We start from the raw sequence: 18,571 nt of genomic DNA on the forward strand, positions 1-18,571 counted from the left end.
GAGAGCAAGTCATGTATCACCTGCGAGTTCCAGTTACAGAGCAAGAGCTAAAAGATTATTACCAGTTCCGCTGGGAGATGCTGCGTAAGCCGCTACATCAGCCAGTGGGATCGGAGCGAGATGCCTATGATGCCATGGCGCATCATCAAATGGTGGTCGATGAGTCGGGAAAGCCCGTGGCGATTGGGCGCTTGTATATCAATGCCGATAATGAAGCCTCAATCCGCTTTCTCGCCGTAGATCCTGCTGTACAGGCCAAAGGCCTAGGAACGCTAGTGGCAATGACGCTGGAGTCCGTGGCACGCCAAGAAGGGGTTAAGCGCGTAGTATGTAGCGCGCGTGAAGATGCCGTAGAGTTTTTTGCCAAGCTCGGTTTCGAAAATCAGGGCGAAATTACCGCTCCGCAAACGACACCCGTGCGCCACTTTCTTATGATTAAACCCGTAGCGACATTAGATGACATCTTGCACCGCCCCGACTGGTGCGCGCAGCTGCAAAAAGCTTGGTACGAAAATATTCCGCTCAGCGAAAAAATGGGCGTACGTATCAGCCAATATACTGGTCAGCGTTTCGTGACAACCATGCCCGAGTCAGGCAATCAAAATCCTCATCAAACGCTGTTTGCAGGGAGTCTATTTTCACTCGCCACGCTCACAGGCTGGGGACTTATTTGGTTATTGCTGCGTGAACGGCATCTTGGGGGAACGATTATTCTGGCAGATGCCCATATTCGCTATAGCGCGCCGATTACTGGCCGTCCACGAGCGGTGGCCGATCTCAGCTCTGTCAGCGGCGATCTTGATCGCTTAGCGCGTGGGCGTAAGGCTCGAGTGCAGCTTTCAGTTAACTTATACGGTGATGAACACGCCGGCGCTGTGTTTGAAGGCACCTACATGGTGTTACCAGCAACAGAGGATGATGAAGAGGGAAATATTCAGTAACTTTCCTGATATCGCCCCTCTCCAACCAAGGCGAGGGGGATAACAAATCGCTTATGCTGCCTGCGGCATACCCACCTGTTTATTCCGCAAGAATAGCACCACCAGCGTCAGCCAGATGATTCCGCTCATTAGATTAAACAAGCTAAACCAACTATTACCGCCCAGCAGATAAGCGTGCTTGGTTAACTCAATGCCAACGGTAAATATCAGCATGCTCAGCATCCCCATTGCGGCAGACACTGTCCCTTTGCTCATATCGCTGGAGAACAGCGTTAAGCGATACAAACCGGCGTTAGCAATACCGATACCGAAAGCATAGATGCTCAGGCCAGCCGTCATCCACAGATAGGCATGAGAAGCATGAACCGTCGCAATAGCCGCCAACGCTAACCCAAACATCATGGGCCATGCGCCCAACTTGATCAAAGAGCGCACGCTGCGTTTGCTAGTCAATTTCGCTAACGTGAAGTTGCCCAGAATCAGCGCGCCAAATACGGGCACCTGTAGCAAACCGTAATCGTAGCTGCTTAACCCTTCTCCGCTAATAATGATAACCGGAGACTGTGCGATCCATGCTAGCAGTGGCAGGCTAGCGAAGCCTGTCGCCAGTGCACCACACAAAAAGTGGCGGTTAGACAGTACCTGCTTGTAGTCCGAGCCTAATGCCTGTAACGAAAGCTTCTCACCGCGACGCGTTGCGGTTTCAGGCATGGCACGCCACAGCCCGTAAAACGCAAAAGCCGCCAGTGCGGCAAACATCACAAACATCATTTGCCACGGAAGCACATGCACCCAAGCCGCTCCGGCAAGCGGCCCAAGCAGAGGTGCGATAAGCGCTACGTTGGCCATCAGCGCGGTGATTTTGATACACACCGCCTCGTCGAAGGACTCCTGAATCGCGGCATAACCTACGGCACCGATAAAGCACAGGCTCACTCCCTGCAAAAAGCGCAGCAGCGTAAATTGCTCGATCGTTTGCGCCAGTAAGATCGCCAAACAGGTCACGACAAAATAGGCCACGCCGGTCAACATCACCGGACGGCGCCCAATTCGATCCGACAAGGGACCTAGCAACCATTGCAGGAACATTCCCCCAGCCAGATAAGCCGTCATGGAGGTTGGCACCCACTCTTGGCCAACATTAAATTCTTGCACCACGGTTAGCATACCGGGCTGAATCATATCGTTACCGATATAAGTGGTGAATTCATAGAGAACCAAACAAAGCGGAAATAACAGCGCCTGTCGGCCCAATCGCCCTGCGGCGGAAAGAGACTTTTGCATATTTATTAGTTATTTGAATATTCAGAAAAGAAAAAAGAAACCCGGCGATGTGTTGATTAACAGATTAAAGCTTACGAACAACATTAGGCTGGGTGGCTATTTTGCCGCCAATTGTCACTCTTGGCAATCAGTGATGTGTAACTCAAAACATAAATCCTGATTAAGCTTGAGCATTGTTCTGATTGCCGTTGCAGGGGATGGAAGGTTAACCTGTTTTTAACAAAAGGCACCGTGGACGGTAAGCGGAATTCAGGTAAGGGTTTGACGCACAGACATGAGTCAGAAAATCATTTGGATAGACAATCTACGCGCCGTTGCCTGCTTGATGGTCGTGATGATCCACTCTACGACATATTACGTCACCAATGGATTCAGCATTGGCATATTTAATTGGGGCGTAGCGAACATTCTGAATTCGGCTTCACGCGTGTGTGTGCCGCTGTTTTTCATGATTTCAGGCTATCTTTTTTTCGGTGAAAAATCGGCTCAGGGGCGACATGTTTTGCATGTTCTGCGCTGCTTACTGTTTTATAGCGCGTTGGGATTGCTGTATATCAGCACGCTTACCCATATAAATCCGTGGCTTTCGGTTCGCTATTTCCTTGTCAAACCGGTGTTTTATCACCTGTGGTTCTTCTACGCGATTTTAGCACTGTATATTATTTCACCACTGATTAGCGTTCGCGCCGTCAGCGCCCGCTATTTGGTCGTCGTGGTCGCGGTGCTCGCCGTTATCGCCAATCCTAACCTGCCAGCCTATAGCTATGCAGGTATAAAGCTGTTGCCCGTAAATCTTCATATTTCCGGCGACATGTTTTACTACCTGCTGTATGCGCTCATGGGACGTGCTTTAGGCATGCTACATACCGAAAGAGCACGTATTTCTTGGGGCGCTGCGCTGATATTCATTGGCTGCGTACTCGCCATTGCCTTCTCGACCTATCGCCAAACGCAGCACAATGGCGGCTTTGCTGATACCTATTATATGTACTGTGGCCCGCTGGTATTCATCGCCAGCTGCGCTATTTTGCTGTTCTTCAAAAATAACTTTAACCATTCTCAAGCAGGATGGATGGCATTTATTTCACGCCACTCCCTCGCCATCTATGGCTTCCATGCATTCTTTATCCACTTCATTCGCACTCATCATTTCGACATCAAAAGTTGGCCACTACTGGATATTTTCTTGGTCTTTGGGCTAGCACTGGCGGGAAGTTTGGCATGCAGTTGGGGGCTAGGAAAAATAGACAGAAAAGGATGGGTATCGTAATGGAATGAACCCCATCGCCACTCTGTGAAGATGGGGGTTAGGCAGACGTACTACTTCTCCATAAAATGAAGCTTCCATGATGCCAACGTTCTAGGCATCATCTGCTCACTTTTATTCTTCGAACTATAATAACGCATCGCTAATTGACCGTTTTTATCCGGTACGATACGGGCCGCCCACATATCGCCCTCAGGCGTATACATGATGATGGCGGCGCGCGTGTTAGATGCTCCACGCACCCACATTGAAATAACACGGGCTCCGATATTATCGAAATCCTCGCTGTAGATATAAACGTTCGCAGTATCAACAAAGTTTTGATAGTCGTCACCGACTAATTGGCGAAACTGTTGATCACGACTGGCTTCAGAAATTATCCCAATAGACTGCAAAGTAGGTTTAGGACGTGGATCTTTGGTCGCGCGAACATATTGACCATCGATATATACGCCGTTGGGCATCGTCATTCGACAGCCCCAGTCGGCATTGCTGTGAATCTGCAAAGAACCGTCTTTTTTAGGAATCAACAACAGCTTACAGTTACTGCTATCGATGACCCGATCGACAATGCCAACGCCGTAAAATTTACGCGCTTCTGCAGCAAATTCATCACCATTGACTCCTGCCCATACATGGATATCAATATGAAATCCCCACTCGTTGCTGCGGCTAAACTGAATAGTCCCGCCACTCATGTTAGCTGCACTTATGTTCCACCATGGACCATCCCACTTAAAGTGGAGATCGGCGTCCGACAAGGTGCTGATACCTTCATAATAAGCACGTTCAATACAGCTATCCGTCGTGCATTTTTCCAGCGATTTCTCCCACTGTTCATATAACTCATGCACTTTAAGTGAGTCATCTTTCACCAGCATAGCCCGATAGATGATGCTCATCGTGCTATCCAGCCAGTGGAGTTCATCATTGTTGCAGATGGTATTTGCAAGAGGTGTCGAGGCACGTTGGCAGTTAACCGCCATCGCTTGGCTGCTGGCTATCCCCAGTAACACAACGAAAAAGAACCTGATTAATGTGTTTCTAATACACATATAAAAACCTAGTAATATCAAATCGGATTATTCTCAACGATTATATTTGGCAATACATTAACCAACAAATCATTTATTAGTTTAGGGTTAACTTTATTAATTTAAGATTTTTCTCTTTCATGCCGCTTTTTCAAAGGCGTTCTTTCTTTTTATAGATTGAGGATGTCATGAGAATAGAAAGTAATAATTTTGCTTACTTATCAACTGAACTTGTATCTCAGAATCAAAACGAAATGACACGGAAGCCGCTCGGCATTCAGCGAGCAAGTGGACATGAATGTCCCCAAACAGGGGTATGGAGGATGATGAACTCAGCCTCACACCCTGTTCTTAATATTCAAAAAGGCACAATCATGCCTTATTACCAAGGTGCGCCAGTCAATTGGCAATTAGCGGATTACATCCTAAGCGGCGTGATAGACGATTAGAGCAATTAAGCCGCTTTGATGTGAAACCAAACTATCAGGGTCAGCTGATAGGCGGCACCCGAGATATCCCCTCTGATTAAGCCATATTATCGCCATAGCGGTCGCGATAGTCCTTTGGCGTCATCTGGTAGCCTTTTTTGAAAACCGAATAAAAATATTGCAGCGATGGATAGCCACACATTTGCGAGATCTCGTTGATCGACAGCGAGGTAGCGATCAATAAATTACGCGCGCGATCGAGTTTCTCTTCATGGATCACGGCGTGGATCGTATGCCCTGTTTCATCTTTAAAACGTTTCTCCAAATTGGAGCGAGACATCCCTACCGCATCCAACACCTGTTCCACCTTAATTCCCTTACAGGCGTGGTGGCGGATAAAATGCATCGCTTGAATAACCGAGGGATCGCGTAACGAGCGAAAATCTGTCGATCGTCGTTCTACGACTCGCATCGGAGGCACTAAAATTCGCTGCGGAGCTATCGGAGTGTCACTCGACAACAGCTGGTGCAGCATTTTTGCCGCACGGTAACCCATTTGGCGAGTCCCTTGCGCCACTGACGATAGAGCGACCCGCGACAAATAGCGGGTTAACTCTTCATTGTCGATGCCAATAACGCTGATTTTTTCAGGCACAGCAATATCCAAATGCTCACACACCTGCAATAGATGACGTGCGCGCGCGTCCGTTACGGCAATAATTCCGGTTTGTGGCGGCAGCGTTTGCACCCAGTCAGCCAAGCGGTTTTGTGCGTATTGCCAGTTATCTGGCGTGGTTTCCAGCCCTTGATACACCACGCCTTGATACTGTTCAGTAGCGACTAACTGGCGAAACGCATACTCGCGTTCCTGTGCCCAGCGTTTATCGCTGCTGCTAGGCAAACCGTAAAAAGCAAAACGGTTAATCCCCTTCTCTTTGAGATGCATAAATGCACTCTCGACCAGCGCATGATTATCGGTGGCAATATAGGAAACCGGCGGGTAATCCTCTTCACGATGGTAAGATCCCCCCACGCCCACGATAGGAACATCAACGCCGCGAAGCAAAGCTTCAATTTCGCGATCGTCAAAGTCAGCAATCACGCCATCGCCCAGCCAGTCTTTGATATTGTCGATGCGACAGCGGAAATCTTCTTCGATAAAAATATCCCAATCACACTGGGAAGCCTGCAAGTATTCGCCCACCCCCTCGACAACTTGGCGGTCATACGCTTTGTTGGCATTGAATAACAATGTAATGCGATAGCGTTTGGCAAACATGCTGACTCCATTGAACAGTGATGGCGATGAGAAAAGGTAAACCAGAATAAACAATGGGAAATGATGTTTGTAGAAAACTCACCCGGCTTTGTGCCGGATGAGTATGACCGATTTCACACTTTAATATCTTGCTCCTGCGCACGTGGGCGATAAGTCCAGAGTGACTCCAGTTCTTCCAAAGATTTACCTTTAGTTTCAGGCACAAACTTCCACATGAACAACGCCGCAAGAATCCCCATCACACCGTAAATCCAATAAGAAAAACCGTTATGGAAATGGGCGACCAGATAGGAGTTTTTATCCATCATCGGGAAACTCCAGGAAACAAAGTAGTTAGCTATCCACTGAGCAGCAACGGCAATTGCCAGCGCTTTACTACGGATCGCGTTAGGGAAAATTTCTGCCAGTAGAACCCAGCAAACCGGTCCCCATGACATGGCAAAAGCCGCCACATAAAACAGCATCGAAGCCAAGGCCACTACGCCAGAAAGTTGAGCATAGAATGCCGTTCCTAAGCCAAACATCCCCAATGACATCCCGAGTGCGCCGATAATTTGCAGCGGTTTACGACCAAACTTATCCACCGTCATGATAGCAATCACGGTAAAGGTTAGGTTGATAACGCCTACGATAATCGTTTGTAGCAACGCAATATCAGTACTCGCGCCGAGGGTCTTAAAGACTTCTGGTGCGTAGTACAACACCACATTAATGCCGACAAATTGCTGGAATACCGAAAGCATGATGCCAATAACGATCACTCCAGCACCAAACATCATCAGGCGTCCACTGGTATGTTCTGTATTATTCAACGATCGCGTAATATTTTTCAGCGCTACATCGGCCTGTAGTTTCCCCATAATGCGCGTTAATACATCGCCTGCACGTTGAGTTTGACCGCGAGCGATGAGCCAACGAGGACTTTCTGGCACGGTAAACAAAAGACCAAAAAAGAGGATCGCAGGGAGGGCCTCTGAAGCAAACATGTAACGCCAGCCGATGCTGTTGAGCCACAACGCATCGCCAGAGCGGGCGATAAAATAATTAACGCAATAGACCATGAGTTGGCCAAATATAATGGCAAACTGATTAAATGAAACTAACTTCCCGCGAATATCGGCCGGTGCAACTTCTGCAATATACATAGGTGAAAGCATCGAGGCCAATCCCACACCCACGCCACCAATAATTCTATAAATAACAAACTCTGGTATATAGCCGGATAAATAAACGGGGATCCCGCCATCGGGGTTAATATCGCTAAGCCCCAATTCAGGCCAGCCAGAACCGATAGCAGAAATAAGAAATAGCAATGCTGCTATCATTAACGAATTGCGGCGACCAAAGCGATTGCTAAGATATCCCCCCATAGCGCCGCCAATAATACAGCCAATCAGTGCGCTAGCAACACAGAAGCCAAGCAGCGAGTTAGCCGCCGCCTCACCTAAGCCTTGAGGCTGTACAAAGACTTGGTTAATGGAATCAACGGTACCTGAAATAACGGCGGTGTCATAACCAAATAGCAGCCCTCCCAAAGTGGCGACAAGCGTAATTCTAAAGATGTAGGATGAGTTGTAATGCTGTTTCATGTTAATTGCCCTGCCTTGATTTTTAGACATGCAACATCTGATTTTTAATAAAAATTCTTTTTATTTCTGTCCATAGAGTGAAATATTAATAAATCAGATAAGAGAGTATTCTTCGAGAGTAATAAAACTCGCCATTAATCCTCCGGTGGTCGCAGACTTAAAACAATTGCCATATTTTACTTCTCAGTTATGAATTGTGTTTTTTATGACAATCATCATGTTTTGTTGCTAATTTTATTATTTTAGGAATTTTTGCGATATGGAACACACTTAATAATTCTCTTAACGGCAGTGTGAAATATCGTAATTGAGCTGTCGTAAATAGGCTTTCAAGATGGAGGGGTTGAGTACATTGAACCTATTTTGAGGGCATCACCATGCAAGCTTATTTCGATCAACTAGAACGTGTCCGTTTTGAAGGAACTAACAGCACCAATCCTTTAGCCTTCCGCCACTACAATCCAGACGAAATTGTTCTTGGTAAGCGCATGGAAGACCATCTGCGCTTCGCCGCATGTTACTGGCATACCTTCTGCTGGAACGGCGCCGATATGTTCGGTATCGGCTCATTCGATCGCCCATGGCAGCAGCCGGGTGAGGCTCTGGCTCAGGCGAAACGTAAAGCGGATGTGGCCTTTGAGTTCTTCCACAAACTCAATGTGCCGTACTACTGCTTCCACGATATCGACGTCTCTCCGGAAGGCGCGTCGCTCAAAGAGTACATCAACAACTTTGCCGCAATGACCGATGTGCTTGCCGAGAAGCAAGAAACCAGCGGTGTGAAACTGCTGTGGGGCACGGCTAACTGCTTTACCAATCCGCGCTACGGTGCAGGTGCGGCAACTAATCCCAATCCTGAAGTTTTCGCTTGGGCCGCCACTCAGGTTTGTCAGGCAATGCAGGCCACCAAAAAACTGGGCGGTGAAAACTATGTGCTGTGGGGTGGCCGTGAAGGTTATGAAACATTACTGAACACGGATTTGCGCCAAGAGCGCGAGCAGTTAGGCCGCTTCATGCAGATGGTTGTCGATCACAAACACAAAATCGGCTTCCAAGGAACACTGCTGATTGAGCCAAAACCTCAGGAGCCGACCAAACACCAATACGATTATGATGTCGCCACGGTCTACGGATTCTTGAAACAGTTCGGCTTAGAGAAAGAGATTAAGGTCAATATCGAAGCCAACCATGCCACGCTGGCGGGTCACACCTTCCATCATGAAATTGCTAACGCGATTGCCTTAGGTATCTTTGGCTCCGTCGATGCTAACCGCGGCGACGCACAGTTGGGATGGGACACCGATCAGTTCCCCAATAGCGTTGAAGAAAACGCGCTGATTATGTTCGAAATTCTCAAGGCGGGCGGCTTCACCACCGGTGGTTTAAACTACGACGCGAAAGTTCGCCGCCAGAGCACGGATAAATATGATCTGTTCTATGGTCATATTGGCGCGATGGACACGATGGCGCTGTCATTGAAGATCGCAGCAAAAATGATTGAAGATGGCGAATTAGATCGTCGTGTGGCTAAGCGTTATGCAGGCTGGAACGGTGAGTTTGGTCAGCAAATCCTGCAAGGTAAACTCTCTCTGGACACAATTGCGCAATACGCTCAGCAAAACCAGCTGGCACCACAGCACCAAAGCGGGCATCAAGAGCTGCTGGAAAACGTGGTTAATCGCTATATTTTCGGCTGATACGTATCGCTCCCTTAACCTCTCCCCAGTCAGGGAGAGGTTTTTGATGAACACCAAACCATGACAGGAGTTTCACCATGTATCTGGGTATTGATTTAGGGACTTCCGGCGTAAAAGCCATATTACTCAGTGAAGACGGCAAGGTCATTGCCAGCCACGGCGAACCGTTGCAGGTGAATCGACCGCACCCGCTGTGGTCGGAGCAAAACCCTGATGCCTGGTGGCAGGCCACTGACGCAGCGATTCAAGCGCTAGGCCAACATCGCTCGCTCAGCGCTGTACGAGCGATTGGCCTGACTGGTCAAATGCACGGTGCGACACTGTTAGACAAACAGCACAAAATTCTACGCCCAGCGATCTTGTGGAACGACGGACGCAGCGCACAGGAATGCCGAGAGCTAGAGCAGTGTGTTCCTAATTCTCGCCAGATAACCGGCAACTTAATGATGCCCGGATTTACCGCACCCAAGCTAAAATGGGTGGCTAAACATGAGCCGGAGATCTTTGCGCAGGTCGATAAGGTACTGCTACCGAAAGACTATCTACGTTGGAAAATGAGTGGCGTATTCGCCAGCGATATGTCTGATGCGGCCGGAACCCTGTGGCTAGACGTTGGCAAGCGTGACTGGAGCGATGAATTGCTGGCCGCCACAGGGTTAAAGCGCAGCCACATGCCTGCACTATTCGAAGGTTCACAAATCACGGGTGAACTGCTTTCAACTCTCGCAGAACGCTGGCACATGCCTGTGGTACCGATTATCGCCGGCGGCGGCGATAACGCGGCAGGTGCCGTCGGCGTTGGCCTATACCAGTCAGGTCAGGCCATGCTGTCGCTGGGAACATCCGGTGTCTATTTTGCCGTGAGCGACGGTTTTTTGAGTAACCCTGAAAGCGCGGTACACAGCTTCTGTCATGCCTTACCGAATACATGGCATTTGATGTCAGTGATGCTGAGCGCGGCCTCTTGTCTCGACTGGGTGGCTAAACTGACAGGTATTCGCAGTGTGGCTGAACTGCTAAAGGAAGTAGAAAATAGCACTCCGGCTGAAGCTCCACTGTGGTTTTTGCCATATCTCTCAGGGGAACGCACACCGCATAATAATCCGGAAGCCAAAGGCGCATTCTGGGGGTTAACCCATGAGCACCAACGTGCAGATTTGTGCCGTGCGGTGTTGGAAGGTGTGGGTTATGCGCTCGCAGACGGCATGGATGTCCTGCACGCTACGGGACTCAAACCGCACAGTATTACACTCATCGGCGGCGGCGCTCGCAGCGCATATTGGCGGCAAATGCTGGCTGATATCAGCGGGCAAACGCTGGAATATCGCACCGGAGGAGACGTGGGGCCCGCTCTTGGCGCGGCGCGTTTAGCCCAGATAGCACTGCATCCAAATACCCCGCTTGCAGACCTGCTGCCTGAGCTTCCATTGGAGCAAATGCATAAGCCTGACGCTGCTCGCCATGCGTGCTATCAGAAAAGACGCAAAGTTTTCAGAGAGTTGTATAAGGTATTGGAACCATTGACAGCGCCAACGATGTAGGGATGATGTGCTTTTGCTAAAAGTTGGGAAAGGATGTGTCCGCTAGTTTCAATTGCATAGAACCCTAATAGTATAGGTGTCAGCGGTTAAAGCTTTCACCTATACGATTTCATCCATACGGTTTTATTTTATATATACGACGAAGCGACCAGCCAGCCAAAAGCTATCGCTTACTCAACTTATCCGCTATTGGCTTCACCACATTCTCACCGTGGTTGCCAAAAAACTGATACAGAGAATCAGAAGCTGTACGTGTCAGCACCATAATTTCAATTCGACGGTTGGCGGCACTCAGGGGCTTATCGTTGTCTAATAGCATCTGGTCAGCCATGGCGTTAACCTGCAATACCTTACTCATATCCAAGCCACCGCGAGCCAACGCTTTGCGCGCGGCCATTGCACGATCGCCCGACAGGTTCCAGTTATTATACATCTCCTGATCTCGATAGCGGGAAGCATCGGTATGACCCGTGATGATGATTTTGTTATCCAGCTTATTAAACACTGGCGCTAAATCTCTCAGCAGATGGTTAAAAAACGGTGTCAAAATAGCACTGCTGCGTTGGAACATTTCACGTTTTTGGTCATCTTGTACCAGAATACGTAGCCCCTGTGGCACAATCTCCATCTTCATATTGGTCTGGGCATTATAAGCCGAGGTCACCTGCATGATGATGCGTGCCAGCTCTTCCATTTCTTGTTGTGAGCGTTTGTTGATCTCTTCAAGGGATTCCGTTTTATTGACCATATCAGCTACAGCCTGTTTTTGCTTATCGCTCTGAACGCCTCCCTCATCAGGCCCTGAGCCGCTACCGTCTTCCTCATCATCGCCGCTGCGCTTACCTTCAAGAATAGGATTACGTCCCCCACCGGAACTTTTTTGGGCAATAGGATTTAGCGACATCCCATCAAAAATAGACTCGCCGTTTAGATTGGAAACAATTTCTTTGCGCTCTTCCTCGGTGACTGACCCCATAATCCACAGCACCATAAATAGCGCCATCATTGCTAGAGTAAAGTCAGCGAAGGCAACCTTCCACGCCCCACCGTGAATCGCATCATGCGATTTACGTGCAGAACGTTTAATGATTGTAGTGTGACCTTTACCTTTTGGGGCTCGCATCAGTTATCCCCCACCATCTGATTAACCCAAGAGTCCAGAGTGGCGAAGGTCGGTTTGGAATCCATTGGCAGCATTTTGCGTCCGGCATCTACGGCGAGCAATGTTGGTTTTCCAGCGACATGGTTAACCAACACGGTACGTACACACTCCAGAATCGCCATCTGCGTTTTAGCACGCTGTTCCATGGCATTGGCCACGGGATCCATCAAGCAATAACAGATAAACACGCCTAAGAAAGTACCAATCAGCGCCGCGGCCACCTTAATACCGATAATGGCGATAGAGCCATCGATAGACTGCATGGTAATGATAATCCCCAGCACCGCCGCGCAGATACCAAAGCCCGGCATCGCTTCTGCAGTACGCTGCAACGAACGAGAAGGTAGTAGAAGCTCTTCTTCCATTGCTCCCAACTCTTGCTCAAGGATCCCCTCCAGTTCGTGCTCGTTAATTTTTCCCATCGCCATCAAACGGAAGTTATCAGAGATAAAAGTCACCAGATCTTTATCACGCAGAATCAGCGGGTACTTCTGAAATAGCGAGCTGCTTTCTGGTACTTCAATATGTTCGTCCAGCACTTTCAAACCACCGTCCTGAACCAATTCCAGCAGCTCATACAACAGCATTAGCAGCTGACGCTGATATTCGTCGGTATATTCTTTTTTCCGTAATACGCCGCGGAATTGGTGCCACATCTCAATCAAAACGTGTTTTGGATTTGCCAAAACCATCGCACCTAAGCCCGCGCCAAGGATGATCACAATTTCGCCAGGTTGCCAAAAAGAAGCCAATCGTCCACCCGACATGATGAAGCCGCCGATAACACAGACGAAAATAATAATCAGACCTAATAATTTCTGCATAGTGATTCCACTTCTAGAAAAAGCTTTTAATTTTTTCTGTAATTTTCTTATTGAGCTGACAGACTCTGGCTTCGGTAAGATCCAGCACCAGTGCAATCTCTTTCAGACTCATTTCATGCTGATAGTAGAGGCTCAAGATAAGCTGCTCACGTTTGTCGAGGCTGGCCAACGCTACGCGCAACGCATTGCTGACCATCATCTCTTCTTCCAACGGACGGCTATTGAGCGCCGAGCCCACGCCGTCGTTAGAAAGTAAATCATCTAGGCTTTCGAGTGATTTAGCGCAATCGAGCAGCAGGTATTCCTGATACTCCTGCGCGGTAATATCGAGTCGTGCTGCAATCTCTTCGTAGCTAGGTTCTTTGCCCAGCTCTCGCGCCAATTCACGAATGGCGTCATTAAGTTTGTGGGTCTTTTGACGTAATCGGCGCGGACGCCAATCTAGCTGGCGCAGTTCATCCAAAACGGCTCCGCGGATCCGGTGAATAGCATAAGCCCCGAATTGCTCGTCAGGATGACCATAACGACGCAAGGACGAGAGCAACCCCATTAGGGCGATCTGTTCCATGTCCTCACGGTCGAGAACGCTGCTGGTCTGATAAGACAGCTGCTTTACCACGCGCTTAACCAGCGGCAGATACGCCGTGAGATACTGCGTTTCCTGCGCTGGTGACAGCGACTCATTGGCCATAAAATCCATTATTTCCATTGATCGTGTTTCTATTGCTTTCTATTGAAAGACCATCTTGCTGATGATGACGTCATGGAACGGTACCCCCGCATTCAGTGACTTAAATTTCTTCACATATGCCGCCATCAGTTGCTCACGCAGTTCAGTCACGTTCATGCCACGGATATGTGCATATTCCATATCGGATAACAGACCCACGGTAGCGCCACGGATTGCGGGGATCATCGCTTCGGTACGGGCAGTTTCTTTAGCATCAGAGGTTGCCAATGCAAGCTCTAACAACAGGTAGCGCTCTTTTTTGCTATCGTTTTTCAACGTGATAACTACGTTCTTAATCTCGACAAACTCAACGCTGGCATCGGAATCAGAAGAGAAAATTTTGGCAATTTTGTCGCCAACACCGTTTTCCGGTTGGGCCAGCAGATGGTTACCCATCACGGCCAAAAACGCGGCGAGCACCGCGGCAACCAACGCAATTACCAAACCAAGTGAAAATGTTTTTACGGTCATAGATGTCTTATTAAGTCGATCAAATTGTCATAAGGACGGATTCGTCAGCACGCGGCTGCGTCTGTTCGGTGGTATCACCTTCCAGTTGTGCTCCCGCGAGAATGAAGGGCTGCGAAGCATCACCCTGATGCCCGTGCCCTGATTGCTGTTGTGAATTCTGTGAAGAAACCTGAACGTTAACCTGCAAAAAGTTCTGGTCAGTCAAACTTTGGCGCAGCTCATTGCTGACCTGCTGTAGCGCACGATAAACCTCGCCTTGGCTGGCATTGATGTGCACCTGTAAGCGGCCAGACTCAAACTGGATAGAGATATCGATCTTACCCATATCCGGCGGATCGAGGCGGATCGTGGCGTGTTGCACCTGATTTTTTACCTGAACCTGCAAACGCTCACCCAAGGTATTCTGCAATTGCTGCGGCCAACGATCGTCACTTGCGTCAACCTGAACGGGCACAGCATTATTGGCTGCACTCTGTACCGATTGAGTCACGTTGTTGCCCACATTGGCTAATGATGGCGTTGCAAACGACGTATTCAGCAGGTCGGTAGATACCAACGCGTGCTGGGTCATCGAAGCGCTAAACGGCTCTGCCGTTTTAGTCATGGCGGGAGAAATCACTATTTCAGACGGCGTGGCGTTTAACGCTGCGTTGATAGCCAGAGAGGAAAGTGGCTTGGCCGCCGCATCAGATACCATCGGCTGCGCAGAGGGCATCTGTCGGTTTAGCATCAGCAATTCAGCGGCTGGTGACTGTTCAGTCAACGAAGTCACTAGCGGTTGGGTCGGCGGTTGGTAAACCGTAAGCAACGAATCCAACATCTGCTGACGACTTTCCGGCGATGGCATAGCCAGATCATCACTCTCAGCATCTTGCTCATCAGTAGGTAACATTGCATCGTTCCCTGCCTGATGGCGTAAACCGACGACACCAGACTGTGACAACAACGAACCCACCACGCTAAGCAACTCATTGCTAAATTGCGCCGTGTTATCAGGTGGCGTGCTGATGCTACCAATGACTGGTGGCGCGCTGGTGTTGTCATCCAACGCTACCGTAGGTAGCGCTGTGGACATCAGATCCATCATGCTCATTATTCGCTATCCCCATCGCCACCGAAGAGGGAGTAAGCCACCGCGCCTTCACGATTATTACGGTGTTGAACCATCTTGCGCTCCAACTCTGCACTTTGCTGGCAACAGATTTCGTTCACTCGATGGTGGGTATCTCTCAGCATGATTAGCGCCTGACGTTTTTGTTCACTCAGCGGCTGCCCGCTGAGTGAACTCAGTAAAGACGCTATTTGCTTATCGATATTGCGAACCTGAACCCAATCACGCTGCTGAGTCGCACTCTTCAACGCGTTGGCAAGGAACTGGATCAGTTGAATATCATCCATTCTGCTTGCCCATCTCTTCCCAACCCGAACGTAGGTTGCTGAGGATGGCTTCCACTTCGTCGATGTATTCCACGGAAAGCTTATGGCTGGCGTCATACAGACGATAAACGCAGTAGTCATATAGATTTGCTAGGCTCAACGCTAAATCGCCGCCCTTTTCATAATCCAGCGCACTGGTCAGTGCATTGAGAATATCAATGCACTTATTGATGCTCTGAACCTTACGCTCGTAGCGTTTGGCCACGATGTGGCTCTTAGCACGAACCAATTCATCCATGAGACCACTAAACAGCATAAGCACCAGCTGATGAGGAGTCGCGGCGGCGGCCTGAATCGCCAGATCTGAATCCTGATAGAGGCCGTATCCTTCCTGTTGAGTTCCGTACATAAAAACTGCGTTTCCTTAAACTAAACCAAACATACTCATCGTATTGTTCATCTGAGCCATCACCTGCTGCAGTTGGGTGAACTGCTTCAGATAACGGTTATAAGAGTTGTCATAACGGGTATTAATTTTGTCGCTACGGTCACCCAACTGAGTCTCTTGGCGATCCAATGACTCTTGACGCGTCTTAATCACGCCGTTAGTGCTATTCAGATATTTATCTAGCGACTTATCCATCTTCTTGATCAGGCCGTCTTTACCGTTAAACAGCGCTGTTAGCTGCGATGGGTTATCTGTCAGCATTTTTTCCAGCTTTTCGCTATCCAACTCCAGCTTGCCGTCTTTATCCGCTGTGATGCCGAATTTGGTCATGTCCAAACCATCGATATTGGTACGAACCATGTTATTCAACTCACGCTCTAACGAAGCAATTCCGGCATCACCAGCAAACGCACCGCGATCGGTGCCACCGCTGCCGCTGGCAGTTAGCTTGCCGAGCGAGTCACGCATGGTGTTATAGGCATCGATAAACGCTTTTACCTGTGTTTCCGTCTCAGAGGTATCGGTATTCACGTTGATACGTAGCGGAGCATCACCCGTTTTCTGTGCCTGATTCAGCTCGATGGTTACACCGTCAATAATGCCGTCTAGCTTGTTGGTGCTATTGCGGATCTCAAGACCCGAGTCTCTGCCGCCCAGATAGACAACGGCATCCTTGGGTTCGGAAATAACCGTTGCCTTGCTCATGTCCATTTCAGAGGGAATGTCACCGCTTAGTTTAATTTCGTTCTCTTCACCCGTTTTATCACTGCTCAACATCAGCTTCACTTCACCGTTGGTACGGATCAATGATGCCGTGATGGCTGGACTATCTTCAGAACCATCATTGGTTTTGTTGATAGCACGGGCCAGGTCGGACATGGTTTCTAAACCATCCATCTCGATATCAATGGATTTGCCATTAACCTCAAGCGTGAATGTGCCTGTGGCACTCTTCACTGCGTCATCGGTCATATCGCCGAAAGCCACCTGATGTGAACCCGCCAACTGCTCGACATAAAGGTTGTACGTTCCTTTCATGGCGTTGGAGTTGGCAGTCACATTTGCGATGTTATCAACGCTGGTCGTCACCTTATTCGTCAGCAGACCGTTATTGGTTTTATTCAGCGCCGTTAATGCGGTGCGGAAATCCGTCATCGCAGTTTTCAGCGCTTTTAATGCATCTTGCTGACCAGTCAACGACGTTTGCTGTTTTTTAAGTGCGGCCTGTAATGCCATAACATCGTAGCCGGCCAGCTGCGTTGCTATAGTCTGTGGGTCAATACTCGCGAAATCTGACATGTTGATCCTCCTGGCGCGCCGACTAGTTGAAATGGCTCAATGTGCCTTTTCTCAGTCTAATCAACTTTACTTAGCAAAGTGCGTGCCAACTTTTAATTTTAAATAAATCAATAAGATAAATAGAGGCCGGAAAGATTTTTTCCTGATAATGGCGGAGAGGGGAAGTATTCCGGCCGAAACAAAAACACCGCCCAAAAGCGGTGTTTTTTGCACTATGGCGTCATAGCTGATTAACCCAGCAGAGACATCACCATGCCTGACATGCTGTTAGACTGCTTCAGCATCGACATGCTGGTCTGTGCTAACATCTGCTGGCGTGTCATGGTTGACGCCTCGGATGCGAAATCCGCATCGCGAATATTACCCAGCGCCAGTTCGGTGTTGTCCTGCATGTTTGCTAAGTTTGCAGAGGTGTGGCCCAAACGGTTGATGTTGGCCCCCAGAGATGAACGCAGAGTACCCACTTCTTTCAACGCACTCTCCAAATCAGCAATTGCACCTGATGCGCTCGTTGCAGAGCTCAGCTTCAATGCACCTAGCCCAGAAGCAGAACCACTCGCATTGCTGCCAATAGTCTTAGTCAAATCTTTCAGTTGGCTAGCGACATTCACATTCAGTGTTTCTGCATTGCTAGAGCCGATTTGGAAGTTCAGACCACCAGAAGCAGATAAGCCCGTGCCGTTGCTCAGCAACTTAGTACCACCGTAGCTGGTGTTGCTCATGATATTGCCCAGTTCAGAGTTCAACTGATCAAACTCAGACTGCAGTGAATCACGGTCTTCTTTAGAGTTGGTGTCGTTCGCCGCCTGAGTCGCCAGATCTTTCATGCGATACATGATGTTGCTGACTTCATCGAATGCACCTTCAGCGGTTTGCAGCATGGAGGTTGCATCGGCGATGTTGCGTTTCGCTACGGTCATGCCGTTGGTCTGACCCTGTAAACGGGAAGCGATCTGCATACCCGCGGCGTCATCTGCCGCAGAGTTGATACGCTTGCCGGTACCCAGTCGTTCCATCGACGTAGACAGCAGGCTGTTGGATTTATTCAACGCGTTCGTAGAAGCCATGGAAGAGGCATTGGTAAAGATAGATAAAGCCATTGTGTCGTCTCCTTCAGGGAATCCACCTATTTAGATTCCGCATCTCTCGTACAGATACAAAACGACACGCCTGCCAGCAAAATTAAATCGGGAGGGGAAA

At 48.9% G+C, this 18,571-nt stretch carries 17 protein-coding genes; 4 read left to right on the forward strand and 13 right to left on the reverse strand.

What is annotated here, in order from left to right; genetic code table 11:
* Positions 1-11: 11 nt before the first annotated feature.
* The gene (gene fabY, locus HMPREF3091_RS09155; protein ID WP_004096794.1) at positions 12-941 is read left to right on the forward strand and encodes a fatty acid biosynthesis protein FabY; all 930 of its coding nucleotides are present in this window, start codon (positions 12-14) and stop codon (positions 939-941) included.
* Between the two features lie 51 nt (positions 942-992).
* Here the strand turns inward: fabY and HMPREF3091_RS09160 are convergent, their stop codons facing one another.
* Complete coding sequence (locus HMPREF3091_RS09160; protein WP_039186060.1) at positions 993-2,225, reverse strand: MFS transporter; 1,233 nt, start codon at positions 2,223-2,225, stop codon at positions 993-995.
* 274 nt (positions 2,226-2,499) lie between these two features.
* Here HMPREF3091_RS09160 and HMPREF3091_RS09165 point away from each other — a divergent pair, with 274 nt between their 5' ends.
* Positions 2,500-3,495 (forward strand): acyltransferase, encoded by a 996-nt coding sequence (locus HMPREF3091_RS09165; protein WP_070715424.1) that lies wholly within the window; start codon positions 2,500-2,502, stop codon positions 3,493-3,495.
* 50 nt (positions 3,496-3,545) lie between these two features.
* Here the strand turns inward: HMPREF3091_RS09165 and HMPREF3091_RS09170 are convergent, their stop codons facing one another.
* The 3 genes from HMPREF3091_RS09170 to xylE form a co-directional block, all read right to left on the reverse strand.
* Positions 3,546-4,547, reverse strand: coding sequence for a lysozyme inhibitor LprI family protein (locus tag HMPREF3091_RS09170; RefSeq protein ID WP_070715426.1), 1,002 nt, complete (start codon positions 4,545-4,547; stop codon positions 3,546-3,548).
* Between the two features lie 504 nt (positions 4,548-5,051).
* Positions 5,052-6,233 (reverse strand): D-xylose utilization transcriptional activator XylR, encoded by a 1,182-nt coding sequence (gene xylR, locus HMPREF3091_RS09180; protein WP_070715427.1) that lies wholly within the window; start codon positions 6,231-6,233, stop codon positions 5,052-5,054.
* 113 nt (positions 6,234-6,346) lie between these two features.
* Positions 6,347-7,822 (reverse strand): D-xylose transporter XylE, encoded by a 1,476-nt coding sequence (xylE, locus tag HMPREF3091_RS09185; RefSeq protein ID WP_070715429.1) that lies wholly within the window; start codon positions 7,820-7,822, stop codon positions 6,347-6,349.
* Between the two features lie 377 nt (positions 7,823-8,199).
* Between xylE and xylA the strand changes: the two genes are divergently transcribed.
* Positions 8,200-9,519 (forward strand): xylose isomerase, encoded by a 1,320-nt coding sequence (gene xylA, locus HMPREF3091_RS09190; RefSeq protein WP_070715430.1) that lies wholly within the window; start codon positions 8,200-8,202, stop codon positions 9,517-9,519.
* A 77-nt stretch (positions 9,520-9,596) separates the two neighbouring features.
* Positions 9,597-11,060: a xylulokinase gene (xylB, locus tag HMPREF3091_RS09195; RefSeq protein WP_070715432.1), complete on the forward strand. Its 1,464-nt coding sequence runs from the start codon at positions 9,597-9,599 to the stop codon at positions 11,058-11,060.
* A 163-nt stretch (positions 11,061-11,223) separates the two neighbouring features.
* Here the strand turns inward: xylB and lafU are convergent, their stop codons facing one another.
* The 9 genes from lafU to HMPREF3091_RS09240 form a co-directional block, all read right to left on the reverse strand.
* Positions 11,224-12,183, reverse strand: a complete 960-nt coding sequence (gene lafU / locus HMPREF3091_RS09200; protein ID WP_070715434.1) for a putative lateral flagellar export/assembly protein LafU — start codon at positions 12,181-12,183, stop codon at positions 11,224-11,226.
* On the reverse strand, positions 12,183-13,046 hold the full coding sequence (motA, locus tag HMPREF3091_RS09205; RefSeq protein ID WP_004096831.1) for a flagellar motor stator protein MotA: 864 nt from the start codon (positions 13,044-13,046) through the stop codon (positions 12,183-12,185). Before motA ends, lafU begins: the two co-directional genes overlap by 1 nt.
* A gap of 13 nt (positions 13,047-13,059) precedes the next feature.
* Positions 13,060-13,746: a FliA/WhiG family RNA polymerase sigma factor gene (locus HMPREF3091_RS09210; protein ID WP_035504297.1), complete on the reverse strand. Its 687-nt coding sequence runs from the start codon at positions 13,744-13,746 to the stop codon at positions 13,060-13,062.
* A 30-nt stretch (positions 13,747-13,776) separates the two neighbouring features.
* Positions 13,777-14,247 carry a flagellar basal body-associated FliL family protein gene (locus tag HMPREF3091_RS09215; RefSeq protein ID WP_070715437.1) on the reverse strand — a complete coding sequence of 157 codons (471 nt, stop codon included), beginning with the start codon at positions 14,245-14,247 and terminating at the stop codon, positions 13,777-13,779.
* A 19-nt stretch (positions 14,248-14,266) separates the two neighbouring features.
* The gene (locus HMPREF3091_RS09220) at positions 14,267-15,340 is read right to left on the reverse strand and encodes a flagellar hook-length control protein FliK (protein ID WP_070715439.1); all 1,074 of its coding nucleotides are present in this window, start codon (positions 15,338-15,340) and stop codon (positions 14,267-14,269) included.
* Entirely contained in the window at positions 15,340-15,645 is a 306-nt protein-coding gene (locus HMPREF3091_RS09225) for a hypothetical protein (RefSeq protein ID WP_004096836.1), read from the reverse strand. Before HMPREF3091_RS09225 ends, HMPREF3091_RS09220 begins: the two co-directional genes overlap by 1 nt.
* Positions 15,638-16,033 carry a flagellar export chaperone FliS gene (gene fliS / locus HMPREF3091_RS09230; RefSeq protein ID WP_004096838.1) on the reverse strand — a complete coding sequence of 132 codons (396 nt, stop codon included), beginning with the start codon at positions 16,031-16,033 and terminating at the stop codon, positions 15,638-15,640. Before fliS ends, HMPREF3091_RS09225 begins: the two co-directional genes overlap by 8 nt.
* A gap of 15 nt (positions 16,034-16,048) precedes the next feature.
* On the reverse strand, positions 16,049-17,371 hold the full coding sequence (gene fliD / locus HMPREF3091_RS09235) for a flagellar filament capping protein FliD (RefSeq protein WP_070715441.1): 1,323 nt from the start codon (positions 17,369-17,371) through the stop codon (positions 16,049-16,051).
* A 230-nt stretch (positions 17,372-17,601) separates the two neighbouring features.
* Entirely contained in the window at positions 17,602-18,471 is an 870-nt protein-coding gene (locus HMPREF3091_RS09240) for a flagellin N-terminal helical domain-containing protein (protein ID WP_070715443.1), read from the reverse strand.
* Positions 18,472-18,571: the final 100 nt, after the last annotated feature.

The sequence above is a fragment of the Hafnia sp. HMSC23F03 genome (assembly GCF_001816025.1).
GTDB lineage: Bacteria > Pseudomonadota > Gammaproteobacteria > Enterobacterales > Enterobacteriaceae > Hafnia > Hafnia paralvei.

Excerpts from the sequence above, each read along its gene's own strand:
- HMPREF3091_RS09170 (WP_070715426.1), bottom strand. The coding sequence starts at position 4,547 with ATGTGTATTAGAAACACATTAATCAGGTTCTTTTTCGTTGTGTTACTG.
- HMPREF3091_RS09215 (WP_070715437.1), bottom strand. The coding sequence starts at position 14,247 with ATGACCGTAAAAACATTTTCACTTGGTTTGGTAATTGCGTTGGTTGCC.
- fliD (WP_070715441.1), bottom strand. The coding sequence starts at position 17,371 with ATGTCAGATTTCGCGAGTATTGACCCACAGACTATAGCAACGCAGCTG.
- HMPREF3091_RS09165 (WP_070715424.1), top strand. The coding sequence starts at position 2,500 with ATGAGTCAGAAAATCATTTGGATAGACAATCTACGCGCCGTTGCCTGC.
- xylE (WP_070715429.1), bottom strand. The coding sequence starts at position 7,822 with ATGAAACAGCATTACAACTCATCCTACATCTTTAGAATTACGCTTGTC.
- xylA (WP_070715430.1), top strand. The coding sequence starts at position 8,200 with ATGCAAGCTTATTTCGATCAACTAGAACGTGTCCGTTTTGAAGGAACT.
- fabY (WP_004096794.1), top strand. The coding sequence starts at position 12 with ATGTATCACCTGCGAGTTCCAGTTACAGAGCAAGAGCTAAAAGATTAT.
- xylR (WP_070715427.1), bottom strand. The coding sequence starts at position 6,233 with ATGTTTGCCAAACGCTATCGCATTACATTGTTATTCAATGCCAACAAA.
- HMPREF3091_RS09160 (WP_039186060.1), bottom strand. The coding sequence starts at position 2,225 with ATGCAAAAGTCTCTTTCCGCCGCAGGGCGATTGGGCCGACAGGCGCTG.
- HMPREF3091_RS09220 (WP_070715439.1), bottom strand. The coding sequence starts at position 15,340 with ATGAGCATGATGGATCTGATGTCCACAGCGCTACCTACGGTAGCGTTG.
- HMPREF3091_RS09225 (WP_004096836.1), bottom strand. The coding sequence starts at position 15,645 with ATGGATGATATTCAACTGATCCAGTTCCTTGCCAACGCGTTGAAGAGT.
- lafU (WP_070715434.1), bottom strand. The coding sequence starts at position 12,183 with ATGCGAGCCCCAAAAGGTAAAGGTCACACTACAATCATTAAACGTTCT.
- xylB (WP_070715432.1), top strand. The coding sequence starts at position 9,597 with ATGTATCTGGGTATTGATTTAGGGACTTCCGGCGTAAAAGCCATATTA.
- fliS (WP_004096838.1), bottom strand. The coding sequence starts at position 16,033 with ATGTACGGAACTCAACAGGAAGGATACGGCCTCTATCAGGATTCAGAT.
- HMPREF3091_RS09240 (WP_070715443.1), bottom strand. The coding sequence starts at position 18,471 with ATGGCTTTATCTATCTTTACCAATGCCTCTTCCATGGCTTCTACGAAC.
- HMPREF3091_RS09210 (WP_035504297.1), bottom strand. The coding sequence starts at position 13,746 with ATGGATTTTATGGCCAATGAGTCGCTGTCACCAGCGCAGGAAACGCAG.
- motA (WP_004096831.1), bottom strand. The coding sequence starts at position 13,046 with ATGCAGAAATTATTAGGTCTGATTATTATTTTCGTCTGTGTTATCGGC.